A 23225-nucleotide genomic window follows, 5' to 3' on the forward strand; every position below is an offset into this window, starting at 1 on the left:
AAAGGATAGGTTCTTTTCAAACAGATGTGGTTTCAATCCTTTTATCTTCTTGGGGGACTGCTGATTAGTCTCATGCCGTTAAAGCCCTTGGCTCTTTTAGCTTCATTATAGATTAAGTGAAAATGACCATCTGCGTAAGAAACACCGAAAGGATAGACGAATGTTGATGAAATGGAGAAGATTTAGTTTAGTTAGCCTGCTCTTATTCATAACAACCATAAGTATTGTTTCTCGTTCGATTGCCTATATCGCCCTTAGCATAACGGCGCTTGTTTGTATGTTCTTGGCTATAGGTTATGTTAGAAAAGAGGTACGATCAAAAAACGGCTTCCACTTATATGTTTTCATAGCTACGGGTGTTTTAGCATTTGCATACGGAGTGGCAGGGTTATACTCTGAACAAAGCATGTTTCACTATATGGGGATCTCCACGTCGAACACGATCATACTTCTATTGGCCACTACCGTTGGCTTATTGTTGTTCATGGTTGGATTAACAGGGAAAATGGTTGCATTTTTAAGAAGGACTTCTTTTTAGGAAACGCTTTTCATAAACAAAATGATTCGCTATACTGATATTTAGGTATACGAAATGAATAAGAAGAAGGTGTTTCACATCTCTAGAGAAACAAGGAATTTACTTATCATGTGGATCGCGAACTTCAGTGTTGCCGCGAGTGCCACAATGGTTTTGCCGTTTCTCTCATTATATATAGAAACGTTTGGTGATTATTCACCTGCTTTCGTACAGCGGTGGTCAGGTTTTGTTTTTGGAATTACGTTTCTCGTAGCATTCCTCGTATCGCCACTTTGGGGAAGATTCGGGGATCGATTCGGTCGAAAGAAAATCCTACTTATGACCGGTTATGGAATTGCACTCTCAATCTTTTTAATGGGTTACGTCGATTCAGTAATGGAATTGTTTATATTAAGGTTGTTTATGGGTTTGGTTACAGGGTTTATTCCTACATCCCTCGCGCTTATTTCTTCACAAACGGATAAAAAACATGCGGGGAAAGTTCTTGGTACATTGCAAACAGGTACAGTAGGCGGGGGATTAATTGGTCCATTAATTGGAGGAGCACTTGCAGACGGATTTGGTTTTACATATACATTTGTGATTACAGCTTTTGTAATTACCTTAGCTACCACATTTGTTGCGATCTCGATTAGAGAAGTCCGTCAAACAAAGTCTGGCGAGAGGTTGAAGCACCAAAGTATGGGGCAAGTCCTTCGTTTTATTGCAGGAAACCGGATGCTGTTAATGATTATGATTATTTCTTTACTTGTTCAAACAGCCAACTTCAGTATCCAACCTCAACTTGCTCTTTATGTAAGCTCCCTTGTGTCGGCTGAAAATATCGCTTTTCTGGCAGGTTTTGCGTTTTCGGTTACAGGACTTGGGAATCTGGTGGCAACAAGGTCCTGGGGAAAACTTGGCGATGAGATTGGTCATGAGAAAGTTTTAGTAATCTGTGTGACATTAGGTGCTATATTTTTTATCCCTCAAGCCTTTGTAACGGATATATGGCAGTTAATTGTGCTTAGGTTTTTATTTGGAATTCAGATTGGTGGCATTATTCCTTGTGCTACTGCTTATATAAGAAGAGTAGTACCATTACATGTTCAAGGAGAAGTACTTGGGTATAATCAAAGTTTTAGGTTTTTGGGGAATGTAACAGGCCCTGTTCTTGGAGGGATCATTGCAGGGTATTATACGATTTCTGCTATTTTCTTTTTCTCAACTTCTTTATTCGTGCTAGCGGCCTTCGGTTTGTGGTGGGCTATAAGTAAAAACGCGAAGAGAGGTAGTTCAAGGCACTCGTCAATGGGCAATTAGGTGTTAGAAACAGACAACATTGACCATGGATGGTAAACTTGATAAAAAGTGAAAGAGGAGTGAGACCGTTGCTATTAACCAAAAAAGAAAAGCAGCTTCTCATCCGCGTATTAAAAAAAGAAAGGAATCGCGTGTTTGGCTTGAAAGAGAACAAAGACGAGGTCCGTGAGCTTTTGGATAAGCTCGAACAGAATACGCGCAATGAAAAGGTTAATAAAGTAAAACCATCAAAATTATAAATGCATTCATAGACCGAAGAAAACGATGTGAGGTGACACAAATGTGTCACCTTTTGTCTTTTTAAACCTTAGAAAACATTGTATACTACAAAGGGTCAATCATATACGATTAGGGGGTTCTTGTGAAAACATTATATTGGAAAAGCTTCATCTTTGCTATGCTTTTTGTTTTAATGGGTTGTGGCATAGAAGAGGAAGTGAGCCATTCACCTCACTCAGAGGCTGAAGAACCAAAAGCAACCGTGAATAATGAAAATGAAACGTTAAGTGTAGCAAAGGAAAGTAGTGAAAATAAGACGGAAAAGCTAGAAGGAGACGGAAAACTAGAAATCCATTTCCTAGATGTTGGACAAGGTGATGCTACGCTGTTTCTAACCGAGGAAGTGACGATATTAGTTGATGCAGGACGGCATGACAGGGATGATGTAGTTACTTACCTTGAACACATAGGTGTTGAAGGTATTGACTTGCTTGTTGGTACACACCCCCATGCTGATCATATTGGTCAGATGCCTGATGTTCTTGAAGCGTTTTTCGTAGAGGAAGTATGGATGTCAGGTGGAGAAGCTTCTAGTCAAATTTTTAAACGGACAATTGAATCTATCTTGGCATCTGATGCTTCTTATCATGAGCCAAGAGCAGGAGAGTCTTTTGTTGTTGGGGATTTAAGGATTGAGGTTCTTCACCCACTTGAGTTATCTGGAGATTTAAACGATGATTCAGTAAGCATGAATGTATCCTTTGGTGATGTGAATGTTTTGATTACTGGTGATGCTGAGCTTGGTGCAGAACGGGAGATATTGGAAAGGGGAAACCACCTTGATGCAACCGTATTTAGAGTTGGACATCATGGTTCTTCTACTTCAAATGGACGCTCTTTCGTAACAACGGTCAATCCGGAAGTTTCTGTTTACTCGTCAGGTGAGGGTAACCAATATGGACATCCTCACAGGGAAGTAGTCGACCTTTTCAGTGAGCTTGATATTCCTCTCTATGGAACGGCAGAGCACGGTACCATCACGATTATAACTGATGGATCGGGATATGAACTTTACACTCAAAAAAAGCCAAACGATCAATCAACGAGTCCAGGGAGTAATGAAGAAGAAACAGACGATGAAACAAAAGATGAAACAATAGATATGGCAGTTGAAAATAGTGATTGTATTGATATAAACGAAGCTGTTCTAAACGAATTAGTGGAAATCATTCATATCGGTGAAGCTAGGGGGTTGGACCTAAAGGAACTTCGTCCGTTCGAGTCGGTCAGGGACCTCACGCGTATCAATGGTATATCTGAAAGCAGGCTACAAAAAATAAAGCAGCAGGGCTTAGCCTGTGTTTCATAAACAGAAATGGAGCGATGCACGGTGTTATCAGTATGGAAAAAAATTAATGAGCATTATGTAAAAACAGTGATTGTGATTACTATAATTGTTAATGCCCTTGTCGTAGCCCTTTCTTTTTTACCGGGTTACGACGGAGAACTACCTTATCTTATTCAACAACTCCCGCTCCTTAACGCCACATTGAACAGCTTTACATTTATCTTTTTGGTAGGAGCACTTATAGCTATCCTAAAAGAGAATATTACGATTCACAGGCGATTTATTTATGGAGCCTTTACCTCTACAACGGTCTTTTTGCTTTCTTATGTGACATATCACTTTATGGCACCGTCCACTTCATATGGTGGTGACGGATTTCTTGCCGGGTTTTATTATTTCATTTTGATTACTCATATCATCCTTGCCGCAGCTATTGTTCCTTTGGCGTTAATGAGTTTTTTCAGTGGGTATAATGATCACAGGGCTCGTCATCGTAAGTGGGTTCGTTTTGCCATGCCAATGTGGCTTTATGTAAGTTTAACCGGTGTTCTCGTATACATTTTAATTTCACCTTATTACTAATCACAGTACTTGCTCAATCATCATGGTTGAGCAAGTTTTTTATTGTGAATTTCAATAAATGTAAGCAACTTCATTCTCTTGCATGAAGTCCTCCATTGGGCGCATGCTAAGAACGTTAAAAAACAAATGGAGGAAAGATTATGAAACGAATCATTCAACTGTCTGCTTTCTTTTCCATAGCATTGTTAACCGTTTTGGCTGTCTGGTATTTTTCGGACCATCAAAAACAGGATGACCTAGCTCAAGACGGCTTGCAGGCCCATATGGACGAAGTATTTGCTGAAGACATTACGTACACCGTAAGTATGTTTATGGACAAGATGGAAGATCAACTAATAAGATGGTCACAACACCATACGAAAGAAAAGGACTTATCCGGTCTACAAGAAGAGCTCCACGACCATCCTCATTTTCATGGGTTCGCGGTCGTCCATGCAAGCGGGGAGACAACCAAAGTGGGAAATGTAACGGAAAATCCGGTAGATAAGTTAACCAAAGAAAAGAAAGAAGGAGTGTATATCTCCGAGCCATACGTCGAAAAAGGTACGCAAAAACTCTTAATGGGTACAAAAGACGGGGATGATTGGTGTATTGGTGAAATGGACCTTTCTTTTGTAAGTACCTTTGTTAAAGACCTTGCTGTGATTACAGGTGAAAACGGTCAGTTTTTCCTAGGTGCAAGTAATATGGCATTGGACTTTGATGCTCAAGAAACCGAAGCTCCTTATGTGAAAAAAAGAATTCCTGAGCTTGATTGGGATGTATTCGTTCACAGTGAACCGACAATAGAGCCCGACGCCCCGTATAGAGAAGGGGAAGTTGTTGTAAGGCTTAATGAAGGAAATGAGGGTAAAGAGTTAGCAAAGATCCACGGTGTATCTTTACTTGACGAAGAAGGAAGAGACTGTGTATTCCGTGACCGAACGAAAAACCGAACGACTGAACAATTGGTAGCGGAGTTTGCTCAAGATCCGGCTGTTATGTTTGCGGAGCCTAATTATTCGGTGGAGAAGCAAACAAGTTTTCATAAAAAGCGCTCACATCCGGCTTTAGATTACAAGCCTCGTCTCATTGAACCACAACAAGAAGGTACGACCCCTAATGATGAGTTGTACGACCCTTATCAATGGAACTTGGAGCAAATTACTGTTGAAGAAGGCTGGCAAATTACGTCTGGAAACGAAGAGATACCAATAGCGATCATCGATAGTGGTGTTGACCCGGAACACGTTGACTTGGAAGACAAGATTATTGGTGGTTACAATGCGTTTGAAAATAACGAAAACTATTACGATGAACATGGCCATGGTACTCATGTAGCTGGTGTAGCTGCTGCAGTTACTAACAATGTAGAAGGGATTGCTGGAGTCTCATGGACAAACCCGATCCTTGCTGTAAAGGCTCTGGATGCCAACGCTGAAGGGAACTCCTTTTCAATTGCAGATGCGATTCGATGGTCCGTAGATAACGGAGCACGAGTAATCAATATGAGTCTCGGTGATAGCCATGATTCAGAGGTCATGAGAGATGCCATTAGGTACGCATACGAGCAAGATGTTGTGTTAATTGCTGCCTCTGGTAATGAAGCGGTGGAAACTCCGATGTATCCTGCTGCCTATCCAGAAGTATTTACAGTGGCTGCACTGGACCCGGATGGGCAGCATGCCCAGTTTTCAAATTTTGGAGAACACGTGGACGTATCAGCACCAGGTGAACATATTCCAAGTACGTATGTTGGAAACGAATATGTAGCTATGAGTGGAACATCAATGGCTTCTCCTCATGTTGCAGGTTTGGCGGGGTTGATCTTAAGTATTAACCCGGAACTTTCAAATGAAGAAGTTTACGATATTATGCGCAACTCCTGTAACGACATAGGAGACAGCGGATTTGATATTTATACAGGACATGGAATCATTAATGTAACCAATGCAATAAAATTAGCAAATGGACAATAAAAACCATAATAAAATGACCGGAGTGACAATTTGTCACTCCGGTCATTTTATTCACGCAAACGGTTTTCCTGATATGCCCAAATAAGCTTGTCCAACTCCACGGAGCAATCAATGGTTTCCTTCGCCCCAAATCCAAACGTTTTTGCAGTTGTTAGTAATTCAGCTCTCTTTTTCTCGATATGGTTTTGTATCATTTCTTTTTCACTCCAAACTGAACCTTTTTTGCTATTATCTACGACCATTTTGCTGTTGGCTACCTATTCGTTGAAACCAGTCAAAACATTTAATGAATCGACAAGATTAATAATCCATTTCTTCTTCTTCTTTAGGGTGAGGCGTTCTTTTTTCCTGGATATATACTTGATAATGTAATTTACTGTCAATTTTCCTTCCGGGTTTGCGCTTCTGTCCTTTTTTCATTTTCTTTTCCAACACAGTCACCTCCATCGTCTTTAGTTTGACCTTCGATTCAGTAGTCATACTATGAGAGACCAATCTAAAAGCAGGTAAGGAAGAACACCTTGATGTTTGTGCATAGTAGTTATGTACACGAAACTTCTTCATTGATAAACTTCGATAAACTTCGAATTTAAGCCTCTTGGTTAAGCATTATAATGGGCATTCTTGTTGTAAGCGATCCTCAGAGAGTTTCCGCCTTTTTACCTTGAAAAAGTCTTTGTCTGTCTTTTAGAAAAGAAAAATAAACGTAAAATATTCGATAATAAAACGCTTTCTTTTTCCGTGGAAGTGTACTAGAATTAGGTTGGATAATAGTTGTTATTGAAAGGAGAGAGCAAGAGTGGGAAAACCCGAAGCGGTAATTTTTGATTTAGATGGAGTTATAGTGGATACGGCTAAGTATCACTTTGAAGCGTGGAAAAAGCTTGCCGAAAACATGGGTTTTACATTTACCGAAGAAGATAACGAACGATTAAAAGGGGTCAGCCGTATGGATTCCTTGAACATCCTTCTTGAAATCGGTGGGATTGAAAGATCTGAAGAAGAAAAACTAAAGCTCGCAACAGAGAAAAATGAATGGTATGTTTCTTCCATTTCAGAGATGAACGATTCAGAAATTCTCCCTGGAGCAAAAGAACTGATACAAGAACTTAAAAGTGAAGGTATTCCAATTGCTCTTGGATCAGTAAGTAAGAACGCTGAGCGAATATTAAAGAACATTGGCCTCTACGAAGAGTTTGATTCGATTGTTGATGGAACCAAGATTACAAATGCAAAGCCGGACCCTGAAGTGTTCTTGTTAGGTGCAATGGAATTGAATGCTGATCCTAAAAAATGCGTAGTATTCGAGGATGCATTCTCAGGAATAACAGCAGCAAGACGAGCAGGTATGTACAGCGTTGGTGTTGGTGATTCTTCAGTCCTGCATGAAGCGGACAAAAATATCACTAGCTTGACCGACATTTGTTTAAAGCAACTAGAATTGTTTTAAATTTTTTTAACCACAATCGTGCAAGCGGTTGCATGGGAAGGGGATCAGGGGAATGAAACAGTATTTGAAATTGGATGAATGGTCGATTATTGAAGAAGGATTTAATCCGGACAACCATGAAATTTCAGAGAGTGTTTTTAGCATCGGAAACGGTCACATGGGTCAACGGGCCAACTTTGAAGAAACGTATTCAGGTCCATCTCTTCAAGGGAGCTATATGGCAGGCGTTTATTATCCTGATAAAACAAGGGTTGGTTGGTGGAAGAACGGATATCCAGAATACTTCGCCAAAGTACTCAACTCCACAAATTGGATCGGGTTAAAGGTTGTTATTGACGGAGAAGATCTGGATTTATACAAAGCGAACGTAGAGGACTTTAAAAGAGAGCTTAATATGCGTGAAGGGTATCTAAAGAGATCTTTTACTGCGGAGTTGTCTTCTGGAAAAAAAGTTAAAATAGAAGCGGTGCGGTTTGTTAGTATAGTGGATCATGAAGTAGGTACTATTCATTATTCGATTACTCCGATCAATTTTGATGGACAGCTAACTCTTACATCTTACTTGGATGGAGATATAAAAAATACGGATGCAAATTATGATGAGAAGTTTTGGGACCATGTTACTTCGGATGCAAACGTTAATCAAGGAACGGTAGTTATAAAAACAAAGAAGCTCGATTTTAAGCTTGCTTCCACAATGAGAAATACCTTTACACAAAACCATACTTTCATTGAGCCGACACGTGAAGTAGTTACAAATGAAAAATACGTAGCGCATGTAATCAATGTACCTTTAAAGCATGGTGAACCAACAGTGGTCAACAAATTCGTTGCGAATGTTACGAATCGAAATCATGATGAGAGCGACTTGACAACCGTTTCACAAAGGGTAAGTGAAGAGGCTTCGGAAAAAGGTTTTGAGCGTCTGCTACAAGAGCAAAAAGAAGCATGGGCTGATAAGTGGGAAGATAGCGACATTGTCATTGAAGGAGACGTTAGTGCTCAGCAGGGGATCCGCTTTAACATTTTCCAATTGAATCAGACCTACAACGGTGAAGATGATCGATTAAACATTGGACCAAAGGGCTTTACCGGAGAAAAATATGGTGGAAGCACGTATTGGGATACGGAAGCGTATTGCTTACCATTTTATTTAAGTACATCAAATCAAGAAATTCCGAGGAATTTGCTTGTTTATCGATATAACCACCTTGAAAAAGCAAAAGAAAATGCCAAGAAGTTAGGGTTTAGTAAGGGTGCACTATATCCGATGGTTACGATGAACGGTGAAGAGTGCCATAACGAATGGGAGATAACATTTGAAGAAATCCACCGTAATGGTGCCATTGCTTATGCTATATACAATTACGTCAATTACACAGGTGACACCGATTATCTTGGAGAATATGGCTTGGAAGTATTGTCGGAAATCTCAAGGTTTTGGGAAGAACGGGTTAATTATGTGGGGAAAAAAGACGTATACATGATGCTTGGCGTGACAGGGCCAAATGAATATGAAAACAATGTAAACAACAACTGGTACACTAACCGTATTGCTGCTTGGACGCTTGATTATACGCTCAAAGCCCTTGCTCACGTAAATGAAACCGATCCTAAAAAATATGAAGAAATAGTAGATAAGCTTGGGTTGACCGAAGAGGAAACAATGAAGTGGTCTGATATTATCGAGAAGATGTACTATCCGGTAGATGAGGAAATAGGGATCTTTCTCCAACAAGATGGATACATGGACAAAGAGCAACTACTTGTTCGTGAGCTTGATGGGAAGCACCTCCCATTAAATCAAAATTGGTCTTGGGACAGAATTTTGCGTTCTTGCTTTATTAAACAAGCAGATGTATTGCAAGGTTTGTACTTTTTGAATGACGATTTTGATCTGGAAACGAAAAAACGAAATTTTGACTTTTATGAGCCTAGAACGGTTCATGAGTCTTCTTTATCTCCGTGTGTCCATTCCATTTTGGCATGTGAGTTAGGGTATAAAGATAAAGCCTATGAAATGTACCTCAGAACAGCGCGGCTTGACCTGGATAATTACAATAATGACACAGAAGATGGTTGCCACACGACGAGTATGGCTGGAACTTGGATGAGTGTTGTCCACGGTTTTGGAGGCTTGAAGGTGAAGAACGATCGACTCATTCTTAACCCGTTTATCCCTGGGCAATGGCAAGCGTTCTCATTTAAAGTTGTCTTTAGGCATGCTAGACTGAACATCCAAGTTACCAAAGATCAAGTGGTGGTCACAAATGAAACAGACCAAACTGTAGATATTACCGTTGGAAAAAAGGATTTCACAATAAAAGGGAACCAAGAAGTTAAAACAGTTTTAAAAGAAAAAGTATAAACAGTTTTAAAAAATGCTGTTTTCGGAAGGATTGTTGCTTTTATACAAGAAAAGTTGAAGCAGAAGGGCTCGAGACTCCTGTGGCCGTGGGGGCAATGCAAGACCCCACAGGGCAACGCTCGAGGAGGCTTGCTAGCACCGCCACGGAAAGCGAAGGGCCCGTATGCTTCAACCAGCATTCTAGCGATGAGAGAATTACATTTAAAAAGCAACATTCTGTACGAAAACAGCCTTAAAAAAAGAGAGTGGCGCAAGGTAAGACCCGCGTCACTCTTTCTATTTTAAGAAATATGTTTTTCTCTTGGGTATGGCTCTTCATTACAATAAGGCTTATACGCTCCTCGTTGTTCAAGCTCTTTTAATAGGCGCTTATAGTCATTAGGTGAAACAAACTCACTCAGGTAGCACCACGTTAAAACATCCATTAAATCATTAGCCTGAGTGGGAGACTGGTTGAAACGAACACGATAAAAATCAATTAATACCGCTAATGTCATATATACCCCTCCTCCATATTCGTTTGTAGTGTATCACGAAAAAAAGGAAAAGGAATATAATTGAAATTTTCAATCTTCAGACAAAATGTGCGCGCGGTGATCGGATTTTGACGAACATTAGCTTAACGGGTCGGTTTGGGAGAATTTATACGCCATTACAGCTAGGTGGAGGTTTAACCGATCGTCAGCACTATCCATACTCATCCCGGTTTTTTTCTCAATTTGTGATAGTCTGTATTTTAACGTATGCCTGTGAATATAGAGTTTGGTAGCTGTTTGTTGGATGTGACAATTATGCCCCAAGTAGGTCTCAAGTGTTAAAATTAAGTCGGTTCGATGACGGTCACCATGTACCAGTTCTCCTAAATAATCACTATAAAATTGCTCAAGTGGAACCCCGGATTCTTCCATTTGAATGAGCAAGTGATAAAATCCGAGGTCATCGTAGTGGATAATATCACTTTTCTTTAATAAAAGGGACGAGTAGGAGACAGCGTATTCGGCTTCACGGCCGCTTGTAGAGAGATCGTGTATAGATTGATAAGACCTGCCAATTCCGATTATTAAAGGTTCTTGATAGTGAAAGCGCCAACGTTCAATCATTCCTTGTGCATAGTGTTTTAATTGCTTTTTATCCTCTGCAATAGATTGTCCTGTTGTTTCAACCATAGCCACAAGAGCATCGGTTTTAGGCAACAAGATACATTGAGCACTTTCTTTTGAAAATTGCTGTGCAGCAATATAGTGGAGCTGTTTCCCAAAGTCCAATTCCTGCTTCGTATATGGACTTTCCCCTCTAACCTTGGCGTAGAGCACCGCTTGCTTTTTGGATAGATCAAAGCCTAGTCTTAATCCTCTTCTTAGTGCAGTTGCTGTATCCATATCCTTTCGTTGCAGAATTTCCTCTACGAGCTCTCCTTGAATACGCACCTTTGTTTCTTCTATGGCGTATTCTTTTACAAATTCAATCCCAACCAATGTAGCTACATGTTCCAATATCGCTTCATCCATTTCCGTTGAATAGGTTTTTTCTTTAATCATTAATAAATAACCGTAGACAAATTCACCAGATTTGACAGGAGTGAAAAAGCAAGGGAACCGTTGCCAATTGTGGTGGTGAAAAGCGTCTTTTTTAACTTTCACCACATCCATATAATCTTTTAATATAAAGGACTGATTGTTTAACATGATGGTGCTACCATGAACGTCCATTTCCTTATGCCTTTTAACAAAGGCGTGCATTTGAAACAAGTCATCAAACACAAACATGCTGGAGGACGTGAGAACACTTAGCTTTTTTAACATAGGTTCTAACCCGTCATGACGTAGAGCGAGCTTGGTCATTTCCTTATGAATGGAAAGAGACTCTTCCAAAATTCTGATTTGTCGGTTGGCCATTTGTTCTAAGATGGCTTTTGTTACCGTTGAAAAGTTGATTGAAGAAGGGATTTCAATTAAGGGAAGCCCCAATACATCTGCTTCTTCAATAATCTCTTTAGGAATGTGGGGGATATAAAATCCCGTATAAAGAGCCATCCCTGCAAGTTTCTTTTCGCGAATAAGCGAGAGGAGCCTCTCCTTATAGGGGGTGTCTTCATTTAATCCAAAACCGGTTGTAACAAGGAATTCTCCTTGCTGAAATCGTGTAATATCTTCAATGATTTCCACTGTCGTGACCCATTTTATCGTCTGATCCACACCAGATTGTCCTGCTCGTATGATCGTTTCTTGCAGAGCAGGGAGGTTCAACGCTTCTTGGATCGTTAGCATAGACAACACTCCTAAGTACAGCGTTTATACAAAATGTATAAAAAGCAATAAGAAAGATGATTAACATAAGCGAATAGTCATTAATGGGAATTTTGAATAGGATAAAGATAAGGATCCCCGTAATCTTAGTGTAGGTGTTATTTTCTGATTTTTCAATCTTTTGTATAAGGGGGGATAACAGATGAAAGAAAGTTATTTAATTAAACCCTTGTTAGATCTGGATTATCCTGTTGCTGCTTATGGTAAAGGAATCTATTTGTATGATTCGGAAGGAAAGGAATACATTGATGCTTCATCTGGTGCCGTCACAGCTGGAATTGGCCACGGTGTATTAGAAATTGCAGATGTGATGAAAGAACAGGCTGAAAAAGTGTCATTTGTATACAGGTCACAGTTTACAAATGAGCCTGCAGAACGATTGGCCATAAAGCTTAAATCTTGGGCACCGGGAGATGTGAATTGGTCGTTTTTTGTAAATAGTGGTTCAGAAGCAACAGAAACCGCTCTTAAAGTTGCTCTTCAGTATTGGCAGGAAAAAGGAAAGAAAAGTAAGACGAAAATTCTATCCAGGTGGATGAGTTATCACGGTATAACGCTAGGTGCATTATCCATGTCAGGCCATACAGGAAGGCGTGAGAGGTTTACGTCACTTTTGGAGGACTTCCCCACACTGAATCCACCTTATTGTTATCGGTGCCCATTTAACCAGACATACCCAGAGTGCGGTCTTCACTGTGCAAAGGAATTAGATACGGCTATTAGACGCATTGGAGCCGATCACATTGCCGCGTTTATAGCTGAACCGATTATAGGTGCTGCAGGTGCTGCTGTCGTTCCTCCAGACGGGTATTATGAAGCCATTAAAGAGATTTGTGAACAAAATAACATTCTTTTTATTGCTGATGAGGTGATGACAGGCATCGGGAGGTGCGGAACACCGTTTGCAATCGATCATTGGAAAGTCGTTCCTGACATTATTGCTATAGGAAAAGGCATGGGGGCTGGCTACACACCAATTGCTGCCACGATGATAAGTGATCGAGTGATGGAACCAATTTTCAAAGGATCAAAATTGATTATGAGCGGACACACTTACAGTGCTAATCCACAAAGTGCAGCTGTAGCGTTGACCGTTTTAGAATATATAGAAAGGCATGATTTAATCGAACAGTCTAAAAAAGTCGGGGAGTATTTAAAAGGACAACTAAAGGTATTACAGCAAAGGTATCCCATGATTGGAGATGTTCGAGGAAGAGGGATGTTACTCGGAGTGGAATTCGTTTCGAACCTGTTTAATAAGCTTCCATTTGCTACCGAAGTTCATGTATCCAAAACAATAATTGAGCGGGCCATGAAACGGGGACTAATCGTTTATCCTGCTTCAGCTGGTGTTGACGGGATGTTTGGAGATGCTGTAATCATAGCGCCACCATTGGTTACAAAAAAAGAAGAAGTGGATAAGATCATTCATTTATTCGATCAAACCGTCAAAGAAGTGCAAGATGAGCTTCAAATTGGAGGTTTCTTTAGTTCAGTTGGTTAGGGGGGCTAAGACGATGGCAAACACAGTGAACGCTTTGAATAAGAAGATTACCTTGGAACAAGCACTTTCGTATATGGAAGATGGCATGACCATTATGTTTGGAGGATTTGGAGGTGTGGGAAATCCTCCTTCTTTAATTGAAGGGATGCTTCAAAAGGGATTAAAGAATCTTACGTTGATCGGAAATGATGCCGGCTTCCCTCATATTGGTGTAGGAAAGCTGGTAAGTGAAGGAAGAGTGAAGAAGCTGATTGCTTCTCACATTGGATCAAATCCGGTAGCAGGAAAGTTAATGACAGAAGGAAAACTGGAAGTGGAGTTTTCACCACAAGGAACACTGGCAGAACGAATTCGAGCAGGAGGAGTAGGATTAGGCGGGATCCTGGTCGATAGTGGAATTGGCAATCCTTTTGTAGAAAAAGGGAAAGAGAAAGTGATTGTAAACGGAAAGACATTTCTGTTGGAAACACCACTCACTGCTGATATTGCCATAGTGTGTGGCCACACAGCCGACCACTTTGGCAATCTTACTTATAATACAAGTGCACGCAATACAAATCCCCTAGTGAGTATGGCGGGCAGAGTGACCATTGCTGAGGTTGATCAAATTGTTGAAACAGGTGCGTTGAGTCCTGAAGAAATTGTAACACCAGGTGTTTTTGTTAATGCCGTTGTCCAATCGGAAGGGGTGAATTGGAAATGGGCTTGGGAAGAGAAATAAGAGAACAAATTGCAAGGCGGGCAGCGAAGGAAATCAAGGCCGGTATGGTAGTGAATCTAGGGATCGGGATCCCAACCCTTGTGGCTGATTTTGTTCCCTCGTCTGTTGCGGTTATGTTTCACGCAGAAAACGGAGTACTTGGAACCGGTCCAAGCCCGGTAAAAGGGCAGGAAAACCCCAACCTATGTAATGCAGGCGGCTTTCCAATCACTGCCGGAGTGGGGGCGTCCTACTTTGACAGCGCCACAGCTTTTGCAATCATTCGTCGTGGAAAGCTTGATATGACTATTATGGGAGCTTTGCAAGTAAGTAAGTCAGGTGACTTGGCCAATTGGATTGTTCCAGGTAAGAGAGTCCCCGGAATGGGAGGAGCTTTAGAACTTGCCGAGAAAGCCAAACGGGTCATCATCCTTATGAATCATACAGATAAATACGGAGAGCCGAAGATTGTCAATGAATGCAGTTTACCATTGACGGCACGAGGGTGTGTTGATCTTATAATTACAGAAATGGCTGTGATCGAGGTTACCTCACTAGGGCTCGTGTTAAAGGAAGTGTTTAAACCCTTCACCGTCGAACAGGTGATGGCTTTAACAGAAGCCCAGCTGACCGTAGAAAGCACTGAAAGAAGTTGATCTTTTTCTTTTTTAGTGGACACACAGTAAAAGAGGAGGCGTCTTATGAATCATAAAAAGGAAGAAGTCCTTTCATGGATTGATCACGCAAAACAAGAAGGGACCATACTCTTACAACAATTCGTTCGTGAACCTTCCACTCAGATGAACGAAGCGGGCATTCAGAGTTTAGTTGCCAAGAAGCTGGACTCTCTCGGGTTTTCGGTGGATGTCTGGGAGCCTGGAGGAGAAGAACTTACGAAACATCAGGCATTTATATCACCGAGAGAATCGTTTACAGGGAGCCCAAATGTGGTTGGTGTTAAAAAGGGCAATGGAAATGGTCGTTCCCTCGTATTGAATGGGCATGTTGATGTGGTTCCAGAAGGAGATCCAAGAGACTGGGATATGGATCCATACAGTGGTGAAGTAAAAGATGGTCGTGTTTACGGAAGAGGAGCTACAGATATGAAAGGAGGAAATGTCGCGATGCTTCTTGCCATCGAGTCTCTTGTGAGATGCAAGATTGAACTGGATGGTGACCTTGTGTTTCATAGTGTTATAGAAGAAGAGAGCGGAGGAGCAGGAACCCTTGCTGCTATTTTGAAGGGATATACAGCAGATGCAGCTTTGATACCTGAGCCAACGAATATGAAGATTTTCCCGAAACAACAAGGATCGATGTGGTTTCGTCTTTTAGTCAAAGGAAAAGCCGCCCATGGAGGTACGAGATACGCAGGCGTATGTGCCATTGAAAAAGCGGCGTTTGTTTTAAAAGAAATCCGTAAACTAGAAAAAAATCGAAACGATCGAATCAACGATCCATTATACAAAGATATTCCTATCCCTATCCCTATTAACGTTGGTGTAATTGAGGGAGGCGATTGGCCTTCTTCGGTGGTCGATCTTGTGAAGATTGAAGGGCGATATGGTATTTCTCCTGAAGAATCAGTGGAACAAGCCCAGGCTGAGTTTGAAACGTATTTGCGTTTACTCAGTGAAAAAGACGAATGGTTTAAAGATCACCCAATCGAAATCGAGTGGTTTGGAGCAAGATGGTTGCCCGGAGCGGTTCATGAAGAGCATGGATTATTGAAATCGTTAAAAAAGGAGTTTGAATACGTTACGGGAAGGCAAGCAAAAGTTGAAGCTTCACCTTGGGGAACGGATGGAGGTTTATTAACGAATATCGGTCATACACCTTCAGTTGTCTTTGGTCCTGGCGTGACACAAATGGCGCACTTCTCAAACGAGTATATCGAAGTGGATCGCGTTTTAGAGTGTGCAAAGGTTATTGCTCTCACAATCATGGATTGGTGTAATCAACCAAAGGAGGATTAGTTGTATGAATAAACAAGTACGTACGAATATTCCAGGACCAAAGGGAAAAGAGCTTATGAAAAGACGGGACCACCATATTCCGAAAGGACCGTTTAATACAGCACCAACATTTGCTTCTAAAGGGGAAGGGGCTATTTTAACAGATGTTGATGGAAATGAATTCATTGACTTTGCAGGTGCCATCGGCTCCTTAAATGTGGGCCATAGTCCTAAAGAGGTGGTAGATGCAATCAAAGCACAACTCGATGCATTTATCCATCCATGCTTTCATGTCATGATGTACGAACCTTACATTGAATTAGCCGAAAAACTAAATGCTATTACACCTGGTGACCATTATAAAAAAACGTTCTTTTTAAATTCTGGAGCCGAGGCTGTTGAAAATGCAGTAAAATTGGCCCGAAAATACACGGGAAGAAAAGCCGTTATTTCATTTGAACGTGGTTTTCATGGCCGGACGTATATGGCAATGAGTTTAACAAGTAAGGTGAAACCATACAAGTATGAGTTCGGTCCTTTTGTAGGAGAAACCTATAAATTACCTTATCCATATTATTACCGAAAGCCTGAAGGAATGAGCAATGAAGATGTGGATATAGAGTGCCTAAAGCGCCTAGAAACGTTCTTCTTGTCAGATGTATCTTATGAAGAAACGGCTGCAATCATATTAGAACCCGTTCAAGGTGAAGGGGGCTTTGTAGCACCGAGTAGGAAATTTATCCACGGTGTGAAGGAGATTTGTGAAAAATATGGAATAGTGTTTATAGCGGATGAAGTTCAAACTGGATTCGGCAGAACGGGTGAAATGTTTGCGTGCGATCATTTTGACATCGTACCGGATCTTATGACCATGTCTAAGTCCATTGCTGCAGGTTTTCCCATAAGTGCTGTTACAGGACGTGCTGAGATTATGGATTCAGCCGGTATTGGAGAGATTGGTGGTACTTACGGGGGAAGCCCACTAGGTTGTGTATCTGCACTTGAAGTGATTCGTCTAATGGAGAGAGAGCAGTTGCCGAATAGAGCAAAAGCAATCGGGGAGACTGTGATGTCCGCTTTTTACAAGTGGCATGAGCAATTTGAGGAAGTAGGGGACGTAAGAGGCTTAGGTGCTATGAACGCTATGGAAATCGTTTCGAATAGGAAAACAAAAGAACCAGACAAAGCATTAACACAGACCATTATCCAAACATGTATTCAAAGAGGTTTACTCATTATGGGATCCGGCCTTTATGGAAATGTAATCAGAACCCTATCCCCACTTGTGATTACAGATAAGCAACTGAATGAAGGGTTACATGTTTTGGAGAGTGTCTTAAGCGAAGTATGTACTCATCGTCAAAAGGAGTGATTCGGTGTGAGAAAAAAGCTATTTATCGGTGGAGAATGGATAGAAGGTACGTCATACCAAGAACTTACATCTCCCTATGATCATGAACGACTAGGTGAAATCCCTATGGCTTCAGTTGAAGAAACGAAAAGAGCAATTGAAAGCGCGTATCAAACTCGAAAAACACTACGTATCCTTCCCGCTCATCAAAGGGCGGAAATATTAGAGAATGTGAGTCGTTTACTTGAAGAGAACAGAGAAGAAGCAGCCCGACTGATTTGCCAAGAAGCAGCAAAACCGATTCAAACAGCCCGTACCGAAGTAGCAAGAACGATTATGACTTATAAATTTGCGAGTGAAGAAGCTAGAAGAATAAAAAATGAAATGATTAATATGGATGCAGCCCCTGGAGGAGAGGGGAGAGTCGCCTATACGGTCCGTGAACCAGCTGGAGTTGTAGCTGCGATCACACCCTTTAATTTTCCTATGAATTTGGTTGCACATAAACTGGGGCCGGCTATTGCAGCGGGAAATCCCATCATATTAAAACCGGCTTCTCAAACGCCGATGAGTGCTTATTTTATCGCTGAGCTGTTTGATAAGGCAGGATTGCCAAAAGGGGCATTAAACGTTATTACAGGTAAAGGAAGCGTTGTTGGAGAGACTTTGGTTACTGATGATCGGGTCAGTGTCATCACCTTCACAGGAAGCCCTGAAGTAGGCATTTCTCTTCGAAATAAAGCAGGACTTAAAAAAATGACGTTAGAGCTTGGGTCAAACAGTGCCGTCATTATCGATGAAGGTGTGAATGTAGAGGACATTGCAGACCGCCTTGTGTTAGGCGCGTTTGCTTATCAAGGTCAAGTATGTATTAGTCTTCAACGAATTTTTGTTCACGAAACGCTTAAAGAACAAGTGATTGATGCGATGAAAGAAAGGGCCAGTCGTTTGGTATATGGCCACCCTCTAGATGAAGCAACCGATGTTAGCGCGCTCATTACAAAGGATGACTGCAATCGAGTGATGAAGTGGATCGATGAAGCAAAAGAAGGTGGAGCAAGTGTCGTATGCGGAGGAACGCAAAAAGGAAATGTGGTCTTACCTACTATATTGGCAGATGCTCCGTTAGATTCATCCGTGTCCTGCGAAGAAGTATTCGGTCCTGTGGTGCACATAAACGCATTTTCAAAATGGGAAGAGGCCATAGAAGCTGTGAACAACTCTGACTTTGGCCTTCAAGCCGGTGTGTTTACGTTAGACATGAAAAAAGCCTTTCAAGCTTCGGAAGAGTTGGAAGTAGGTGGCGTACTTATTAATGACATTCCAACGTTCCGTGTTGACCATATGCCCTATGGTGGTGTAAAAAAGAGCGGGTTCGGTCGTGAAGGAATTAAATACGCTATTGAAGAAATGACTGAATTGAAGCTCGTTTCATTTAAGAAATAACGTTGTACAGAAGTGGTGTAAGGGATCCCTTCTAGTAAGTGAAGAATAGTAATCATCTAAATGCAAACAACCAACAGAAAAACGGGGTGTCGATCGAACGGGCGCCTCGTTTGATTCAATCAATAACAAAAGGTGAGAACCCTTTTAAAAGAGTTATCTTTATCTTCTACTGAAGGGATCTTACAAAGACGAAGAACCTAGATCAAATACTACCATTGGGGAAGGGAGATTGATTTACATGGAAAATAAATGGGATTTTGACGAAAAAAACGACCGATTAGTCGCTTACCTGCCTTCTTTTACATACGATGATGAAGAAAAATTAAAAAAAGACCTTCAAGAAAAAACGAGAGGCAAACGGATTGTCTATACGACTTCGGAACACAAAGCAGCTCTTGAAAGTCAGGGGTTTGAACAAGAAGCTGTGACGAGTGGTTTTTTTGACGGAGAAATGGCGGTCATAATGACCCAATACGATAAAAAGGAAAGACAACAATCTACTACATTAGAAGATAACAAAAGCATTCTTCAAGTCGTTCAAAACGATCGTAAAACGCTCACGCCATCCACCGTTTATCCGATCGGTATTGTTCAAGAAGAGGAGCTATCTTCTCTTGCGAAGCTTTATAAAAAGGTTTTTCCAAAGTACCCTACAAATGTGTTTGAAGTGGAAGCGTTAAAAGAAGCCATTCGCACCGACTACATGTTTGTTGTAGCTAAAAATGGAGATGAAGTCATTGCTGCTGCATCTGCGATGAGAACCGGTTATAACAGTGCCGAAGTTACAGATTGTGCCGTTAATCCTGAATATAGAGGAAAACAACTGCTGCACATTTTGATTGAAGACCTAGAGAAAAGTTGCAAGAAGGAAGGCATTTACAACCTATTCTCAATTACACGTGCCCGTTCGACTGGAATGAACATGACAGTCAAACGACTCGGATATGATTATGAAGGTACACTAGTGAACAACTGTATCATAACGAGTGGATTTGAGGATATGAACGTGTGGAGTAAATCACTATAAAGAAACCTAACGACCAAAATGGTAACGGGTTTACTTCAGAGGTGCAAACAAGCCGTTCACAAGCAAAAACACATGCATTTTCTGCTGTAAATCGCATGTGTCTTTTGTTGTTATATCAGTGTTTTAACGTTAAATAGAGATGAAATCACACATAAATTCACAACCCTATTCACATAGGTGGAAATAAATATTTCCTTGTTGTGATTCTCATGTGAATCCCTATGTCATAGGGAAGGTTTTGGATATTTATGTTAAAAAAATGAAAGGAAAATAAAGACTTTGTCCAGCAATGCACTTAAACTAACGGGGAGGGAGAATCCTTAAAGAAGGAATTTTTTGGACTATAGAATAATGCTACAAATAGCAAAATTAAATAAGAAGGTGAAGAAATGAATATTAGGTTAGAAAAGGCAACCAATAATGATGCACAATCTATTTTTGATATTCATGTCAAGGCATTTATGCCATTGTTGATTAAATAACAAGGGGCAGTGCAGAATATATTTTGTGAAAAATATTTCTTTTTTAGACGCTCGATAAAATCAAGATTTAATTAAATTAAATATAGGGGCGAAGATTAATGGAATATAGTAATAAGCAACTAGCTTGTTTTTTTCTATTTATTCTAAATGTTGGTTTCCTATTTTTACTAGATAGAATATTAAAAGAGTATGAAGATTTTTTTGAGTATTTATGGTTTCTAAATTCATTTCGTTTTTGTTTTCTTATTTCATTAGTAATTTTCTTGGTAATAGCTCTATTGACTAACAAAAGCACAGCTATCGGTTATATATGTGCAGGCTTATTAGTTTTTCTTGTTACGGCTGCATTTCTCGAGGGATATGTAATCATTGTGTATCTATTATTTTATTTTAATTCAGTAATAGGAGCTTCTTGCGGAATAGGGCTTGCATGGCTTTATCGTAGAAAAACTAAAAATGCAGATCAAAATGATAAGCCTAAAGAAATATAAAGTACAAATTTCTACTCGACTAGTGTAATAAGAAAAAATACGAGAAAAACATTATAATTAGTGTATAAAAAAGCACAGATAGTTGTTAAAGACATTGAAGATTAATTACTGATGAAGATGGAGGGATTTGGTTTGGTTTATTGTTGAAATATAAAATACATTCTTCAACTAAAGGGTAAGCGTTAGTGCAATAAGCAAACATAAAAATAATGGCACGAAGACTCGGTTCTTCGTGCCATTTTAATATGCGAATTACACGGTGATTTTAATTGCGAAAGATGTGTGATTTAGCGTGTGAATTCGTCAGCGATTTCGCGTTTTGTACCTCTCAAGTAAACCCGTTACCAAAATGGTCGTTGGGCTTTTTTAGCGATCAAAATTAAAGTAATTCTTTTTTAGGAATTTTGGTTGGCTCATAAGTGTTTGATATGAGAAACTCATGTCGAGCTTCTTCGTATCGATGAGCATGAATTGATCTTCAATGTCTGAGATTTTTTCTTCTTCAATATAAACCATGTCACAATCAGGGCATTTGACTGATGGCACTTGAGTAATTTCTACAGCACGACTTCCATCGGGAAGCTCCCAGTAGGCTGACTCCAAACTGTGAATGGCATGATCTAATTCGCACCATTTACATTTCATATAAACACCTCCTGAGTTACGCTTCTTCTCGTTTGTCTGATTTTTCTTCGTACATCTTTTGCTCTTTTAAGAATTTGCGCTCTTTCATCTGATCTCTTTTTTCACGTTGATCTTTTAATGTCCGGTGTTCCTCGTTTTGTTCGTAAGTTTTACGACGTTCAAGACGCTTTAAACCCTCAGGTGTGATGGCACTTTTTTCATCATTTAGTAACGCTGAAATACCAATACGCGGTTCATCTTTCTTTTTATAATATTCATAGAAATAATCGTCAGCAGTGTCTGGAACATACCCCTTCGGTTCCGGATACGTAGAAATAACACCTTCGAAGTTTCTTAACACCACTTTGTCATGGCTTTGTGAAATTAAATAGTTCGGTTGAAGGGTAATCTTACCTCCTCCGCCTGGTGCATCAACAACGAATGCAGGTACAGCATAGCCAGAAGTGTGGCCTCTTAATCCTTCAATGATTTCAAGCCCTTTTGACACAGGGGCTCTGAAATGACCGATTCCTTCACTTAGGTCACACTGATAAATATAGTATGGGCGCACGCGAATTTTGACGAGGTCATGCATGAGTTTTTTCATAATATCAACACTGTCGTTAATACCTTTTAAAATTACAGCTTGGTTTCCAACAGGAACACCTGCATTGGCGAGCATTTCACACGCTCGTTTGGACTCCTCTGTAATTTCCAAGCTTGTGTTGAAGTGAGTATTCAACCATATAGGGTGGTATTTTTTTAAGATACTACAGAGGTTCTCTGTAATTCGTTGAGGAAATACGACTGGTGCACGAGTTCCAATTCGGATAATCTCAACATGATCAATTTCTCTTAAATTCTTGAGCACATACTCAAGAATTTGGTCATTGATTAAAAGTCCGTCTCCACCCGAAATGAGCACATCGCGAACTTCTGGATTGGATGCAATGTATTGAATTGCCCCGTCTAGTTGTTTTTTTGGTACACCCATTCCGATTTGTCCCGAGAAGCGTCTTCTCGTACAATAGCGGCAGTACATAGAGCATTGATTCGTGACTAAGAATAAAACACGATCCGGATATCTGTGCGTTAATCCTGGAACAGGGGAGTCGTCATCCTCTGATAAAGGATCTTCCATATCGTACTTGGATTTTTCAATTTCTTTGGAGATTGGTACACTTTGCATACGGATCGGACATCGAGGGTCATCTGGGTTCATTAAAGACGCGTAATATGGCGTAATGTTCAATGGAATTGTTTTTGTAGATATTTTTACCCCTGCTTCTTCGTCTGGGGTGAGGTTGATCACTTTTTTCAGGTCATCAAGCGTGCGGATTGTATTGGTCAGTTGCCAAATCCAGTCGTTCCATTTCTCCTCGGGTACATCTTTCCATAACTCGATCTCTTTCCAATGTCTTTTAGGTTTGTAAAGGTCCATTTTCATAAGGTATTTCCTCCCACAAAATATTCTCATGTATTAGTTAATGCAAAAGCCGTGCCAAGTGCATCTTGTAATTTAAATTCTCCTAAACCTTTGTGCAGTAAGAAGATGGAAAGGTGCATCTCATAAA

At 40.4% G+C, this 23225-nt stretch carries 22 protein-coding genes; 16 read left to right on the forward strand and 6 right to left on the reverse strand.

The window, feature by feature from the left end; translation table 11 throughout:
* Positions 1-166: 166 nt before the first annotated feature.
* From G476_RS0107515 to G476_RS0107540, 6 genes are all read left to right on the forward strand, one after another.
* Positions 167-538: a hypothetical protein gene (locus G476_RS0107515; protein WP_156906532.1), complete on the forward strand. Its 372-nt coding sequence runs from the start codon at positions 167-169 to the stop codon at positions 536-538.
* A 54-nt stretch (positions 539-592) separates the two neighbouring features.
* Positions 593-1840: an MFS transporter gene (locus G476_RS21455; protein WP_281170442.1), complete on the forward strand. Its 1248-nt coding sequence runs from the start codon at positions 593-595 to the stop codon at positions 1838-1840.
* 59 nt (positions 1841-1899) lie between these two features.
* Positions 1900-2079: a hypothetical protein gene (locus G476_RS23800; protein ID WP_245579644.1), complete on the forward strand. Its 180-nt coding sequence runs from the start codon at positions 1900-1902 to the stop codon at positions 2077-2079.
* 122 nt (positions 2080-2201) lie between these two features.
* Positions 2202-3428, forward strand: a complete 1227-nt coding sequence (locus tag G476_RS0107530) for an MBL fold metallo-hydrolase (protein ID WP_051314698.1) — start codon at positions 2202-2204, stop codon at positions 3426-3428.
* 6 nt (positions 3429-3434) lie between these two features.
* A complete protein-coding gene (locus tag G476_RS0107535) occupies positions 3435-3989 on the forward strand; it encodes a DUF420 domain-containing protein (RefSeq protein WP_035186255.1) in 555 nt (184 codons plus the stop codon).
* Between the two features lie 140 nt (positions 3990-4129).
* Positions 4130-5947: a S8 family peptidase gene (locus G476_RS0107540; RefSeq protein ID WP_026689564.1), complete on the forward strand. Its 1818-nt coding sequence runs from the start codon at positions 4130-4132 to the stop codon at positions 5945-5947.
* Positions 5948-5994: 47 nt separating this feature from the next.
* Here the strand turns inward: G476_RS0107540 and G476_RS21460 are convergent, their stop codons facing one another.
* Together G476_RS21460 and G476_RS24025 are read right to left on the reverse strand one after the other, a co-directional pair.
* Positions 5995-6141, reverse strand: a complete 147-nt coding sequence (locus G476_RS21460; protein WP_156906533.1) for an aspartyl-phosphate phosphatase Spo0E family protein — start codon at positions 6139-6141, stop codon at positions 5995-5997.
* Between the two features lie 106 nt (positions 6142-6247).
* Positions 6248-6379, reverse strand: a complete 132-nt coding sequence (locus G476_RS24025; RefSeq protein WP_281170443.1) for a hypothetical protein — start codon at positions 6377-6379, stop codon at positions 6248-6250.
* A gap of 367 nt (positions 6380-6746) precedes the next feature.
* Here G476_RS24025 and pgmB point away from each other — a divergent pair, with 367 nt between their 5' ends.
* Positions 6747-7397 carry a beta-phosphoglucomutase gene (gene pgmB / locus G476_RS0107555; RefSeq protein WP_026689565.1) on the forward strand — a complete coding sequence of 217 codons (651 nt, stop codon included), beginning with the start codon at positions 6747-6749 and terminating at the stop codon, positions 7395-7397.
* 52 nt (positions 7398-7449) lie between these two features.
* Positions 7450-9765: a glycoside hydrolase family 65 protein gene (locus G476_RS0107560; RefSeq protein WP_026689566.1), complete on the forward strand. Its 2316-nt coding sequence runs from the start codon at positions 7450-7452 to the stop codon at positions 9763-9765.
* Between the two features lie 281 nt (positions 9766-10046).
* Here G476_RS0107560 and yppF read toward each other — a convergent pair whose 3' ends face one another.
* Positions 10047-10262: a YppF family protein gene (gene yppF / locus G476_RS21465; protein WP_035186259.1), complete on the reverse strand. Its 216-nt coding sequence runs from the start codon at positions 10260-10262 to the stop codon at positions 10047-10049.
* 117 nt (positions 10263-10379) lie between these two features.
* On the reverse strand, positions 10380-12032 hold the full coding sequence (locus tag G476_RS0107570; protein ID WP_026689567.1) for a PucR family transcriptional regulator: 1653 nt from the start codon (positions 12030-12032) through the stop codon (positions 10380-10382).
* Positions 12033-12213: 181 nt separating this feature from the next.
* Between G476_RS0107570 and G476_RS0107575 the strand changes: the two genes are divergently transcribed.
* The 8 genes from G476_RS0107575 to G476_RS0107610 all read left to right on the forward strand — a co-directional run bounded on the left by G476_RS0107575 (position 12214) and on the right by G476_RS0107610 (position 21027).
* Complete coding sequence (locus tag G476_RS0107575; protein WP_026689568.1) at positions 12214-13575, forward strand: aspartate aminotransferase family protein; 1362 nt, start codon at positions 12214-12216, stop codon at positions 13573-13575.
* 13 nt (positions 13576-13588) lie between these two features.
* Positions 13589-14296: a CoA transferase subunit A gene (locus tag G476_RS0107580; RefSeq protein ID WP_026689569.1), complete on the forward strand. Its 708-nt coding sequence runs from the start codon at positions 13589-13591 to the stop codon at positions 14294-14296.
* Positions 14275-14931, forward strand: coding sequence for a 3-oxoacid CoA-transferase subunit B (locus G476_RS0107585; RefSeq protein ID WP_026689570.1), 657 nt, complete (start codon positions 14275-14277; stop codon positions 14929-14931). The genes G476_RS0107580 and G476_RS0107585 overlap by 22 nt, the downstream gene beginning before the upstream one ends.
* A gap of 45 nt (positions 14932-14976) precedes the next feature.
* Entirely contained in the window at positions 14977-16251 is a 1275-nt protein-coding gene (locus tag G476_RS0107590; RefSeq protein WP_026689571.1) for a peptidase, read from the forward strand.
* 4 nt (positions 16252-16255) lie between these two features.
* Positions 16256-17602, forward strand: coding sequence for a 4-aminobutyrate--2-oxoglutarate transaminase (gene gabT, locus G476_RS0107595; RefSeq protein WP_026689572.1), 1347 nt, complete (start codon positions 16256-16258; stop codon positions 17600-17602).
* Between the two features lie 6 nt (positions 17603-17608).
* Entirely contained in the window at positions 17609-19027 is a 1419-nt protein-coding gene (locus tag G476_RS0107600) for an aldehyde dehydrogenase family protein (protein WP_026689573.1), read from the forward strand.
* A 238-nt stretch (positions 19028-19265) separates the two neighbouring features.
* Positions 19266-20054, forward strand: a complete 789-nt coding sequence (gene ablB / locus G476_RS0107605) for a putative beta-lysine N-acetyltransferase (protein WP_026689574.1) — start codon at positions 19266-19268, stop codon at positions 20052-20054.
* Positions 20055-20634: 580 nt separating this feature from the next.
* Positions 20635-21027: a hypothetical protein gene (locus tag G476_RS0107610; protein ID WP_026689575.1), complete on the forward strand. Its 393-nt coding sequence runs from the start codon at positions 20635-20637 to the stop codon at positions 21025-21027.
* 366 nt (positions 21028-21393) lie between these two features.
* Here G476_RS0107610 and G476_RS0107615 read toward each other — a convergent pair whose 3' ends face one another.
* Positions 21394-21672 (reverse strand): YokU family protein, encoded by a 279-nt coding sequence (locus tag G476_RS0107615; protein WP_026689576.1) that lies wholly within the window; start codon positions 21670-21672, stop codon positions 21394-21396.
* Between the two features lie 16 nt (positions 21673-21688).
* On the reverse strand, positions 21689-23098 hold the full coding sequence (gene kamA / locus G476_RS0107620; RefSeq protein WP_026689577.1) for a lysine 2,3-aminomutase: 1410 nt from the start codon (positions 23096-23098) through the stop codon (positions 21689-21691).
* Positions 23099-23225 lie beyond the last annotated feature (127 nt).

The sequence above is a fragment of the Alteribacter aurantiacus DSM 18675 genome (assembly GCF_000429705.1).
In the GTDB taxonomy this organism is placed as follows: domain Bacteria; phylum Bacillota; class Bacilli; order Bacillales; family Salisediminibacteriaceae; genus Alteribacter; species Alteribacter aurantiacus.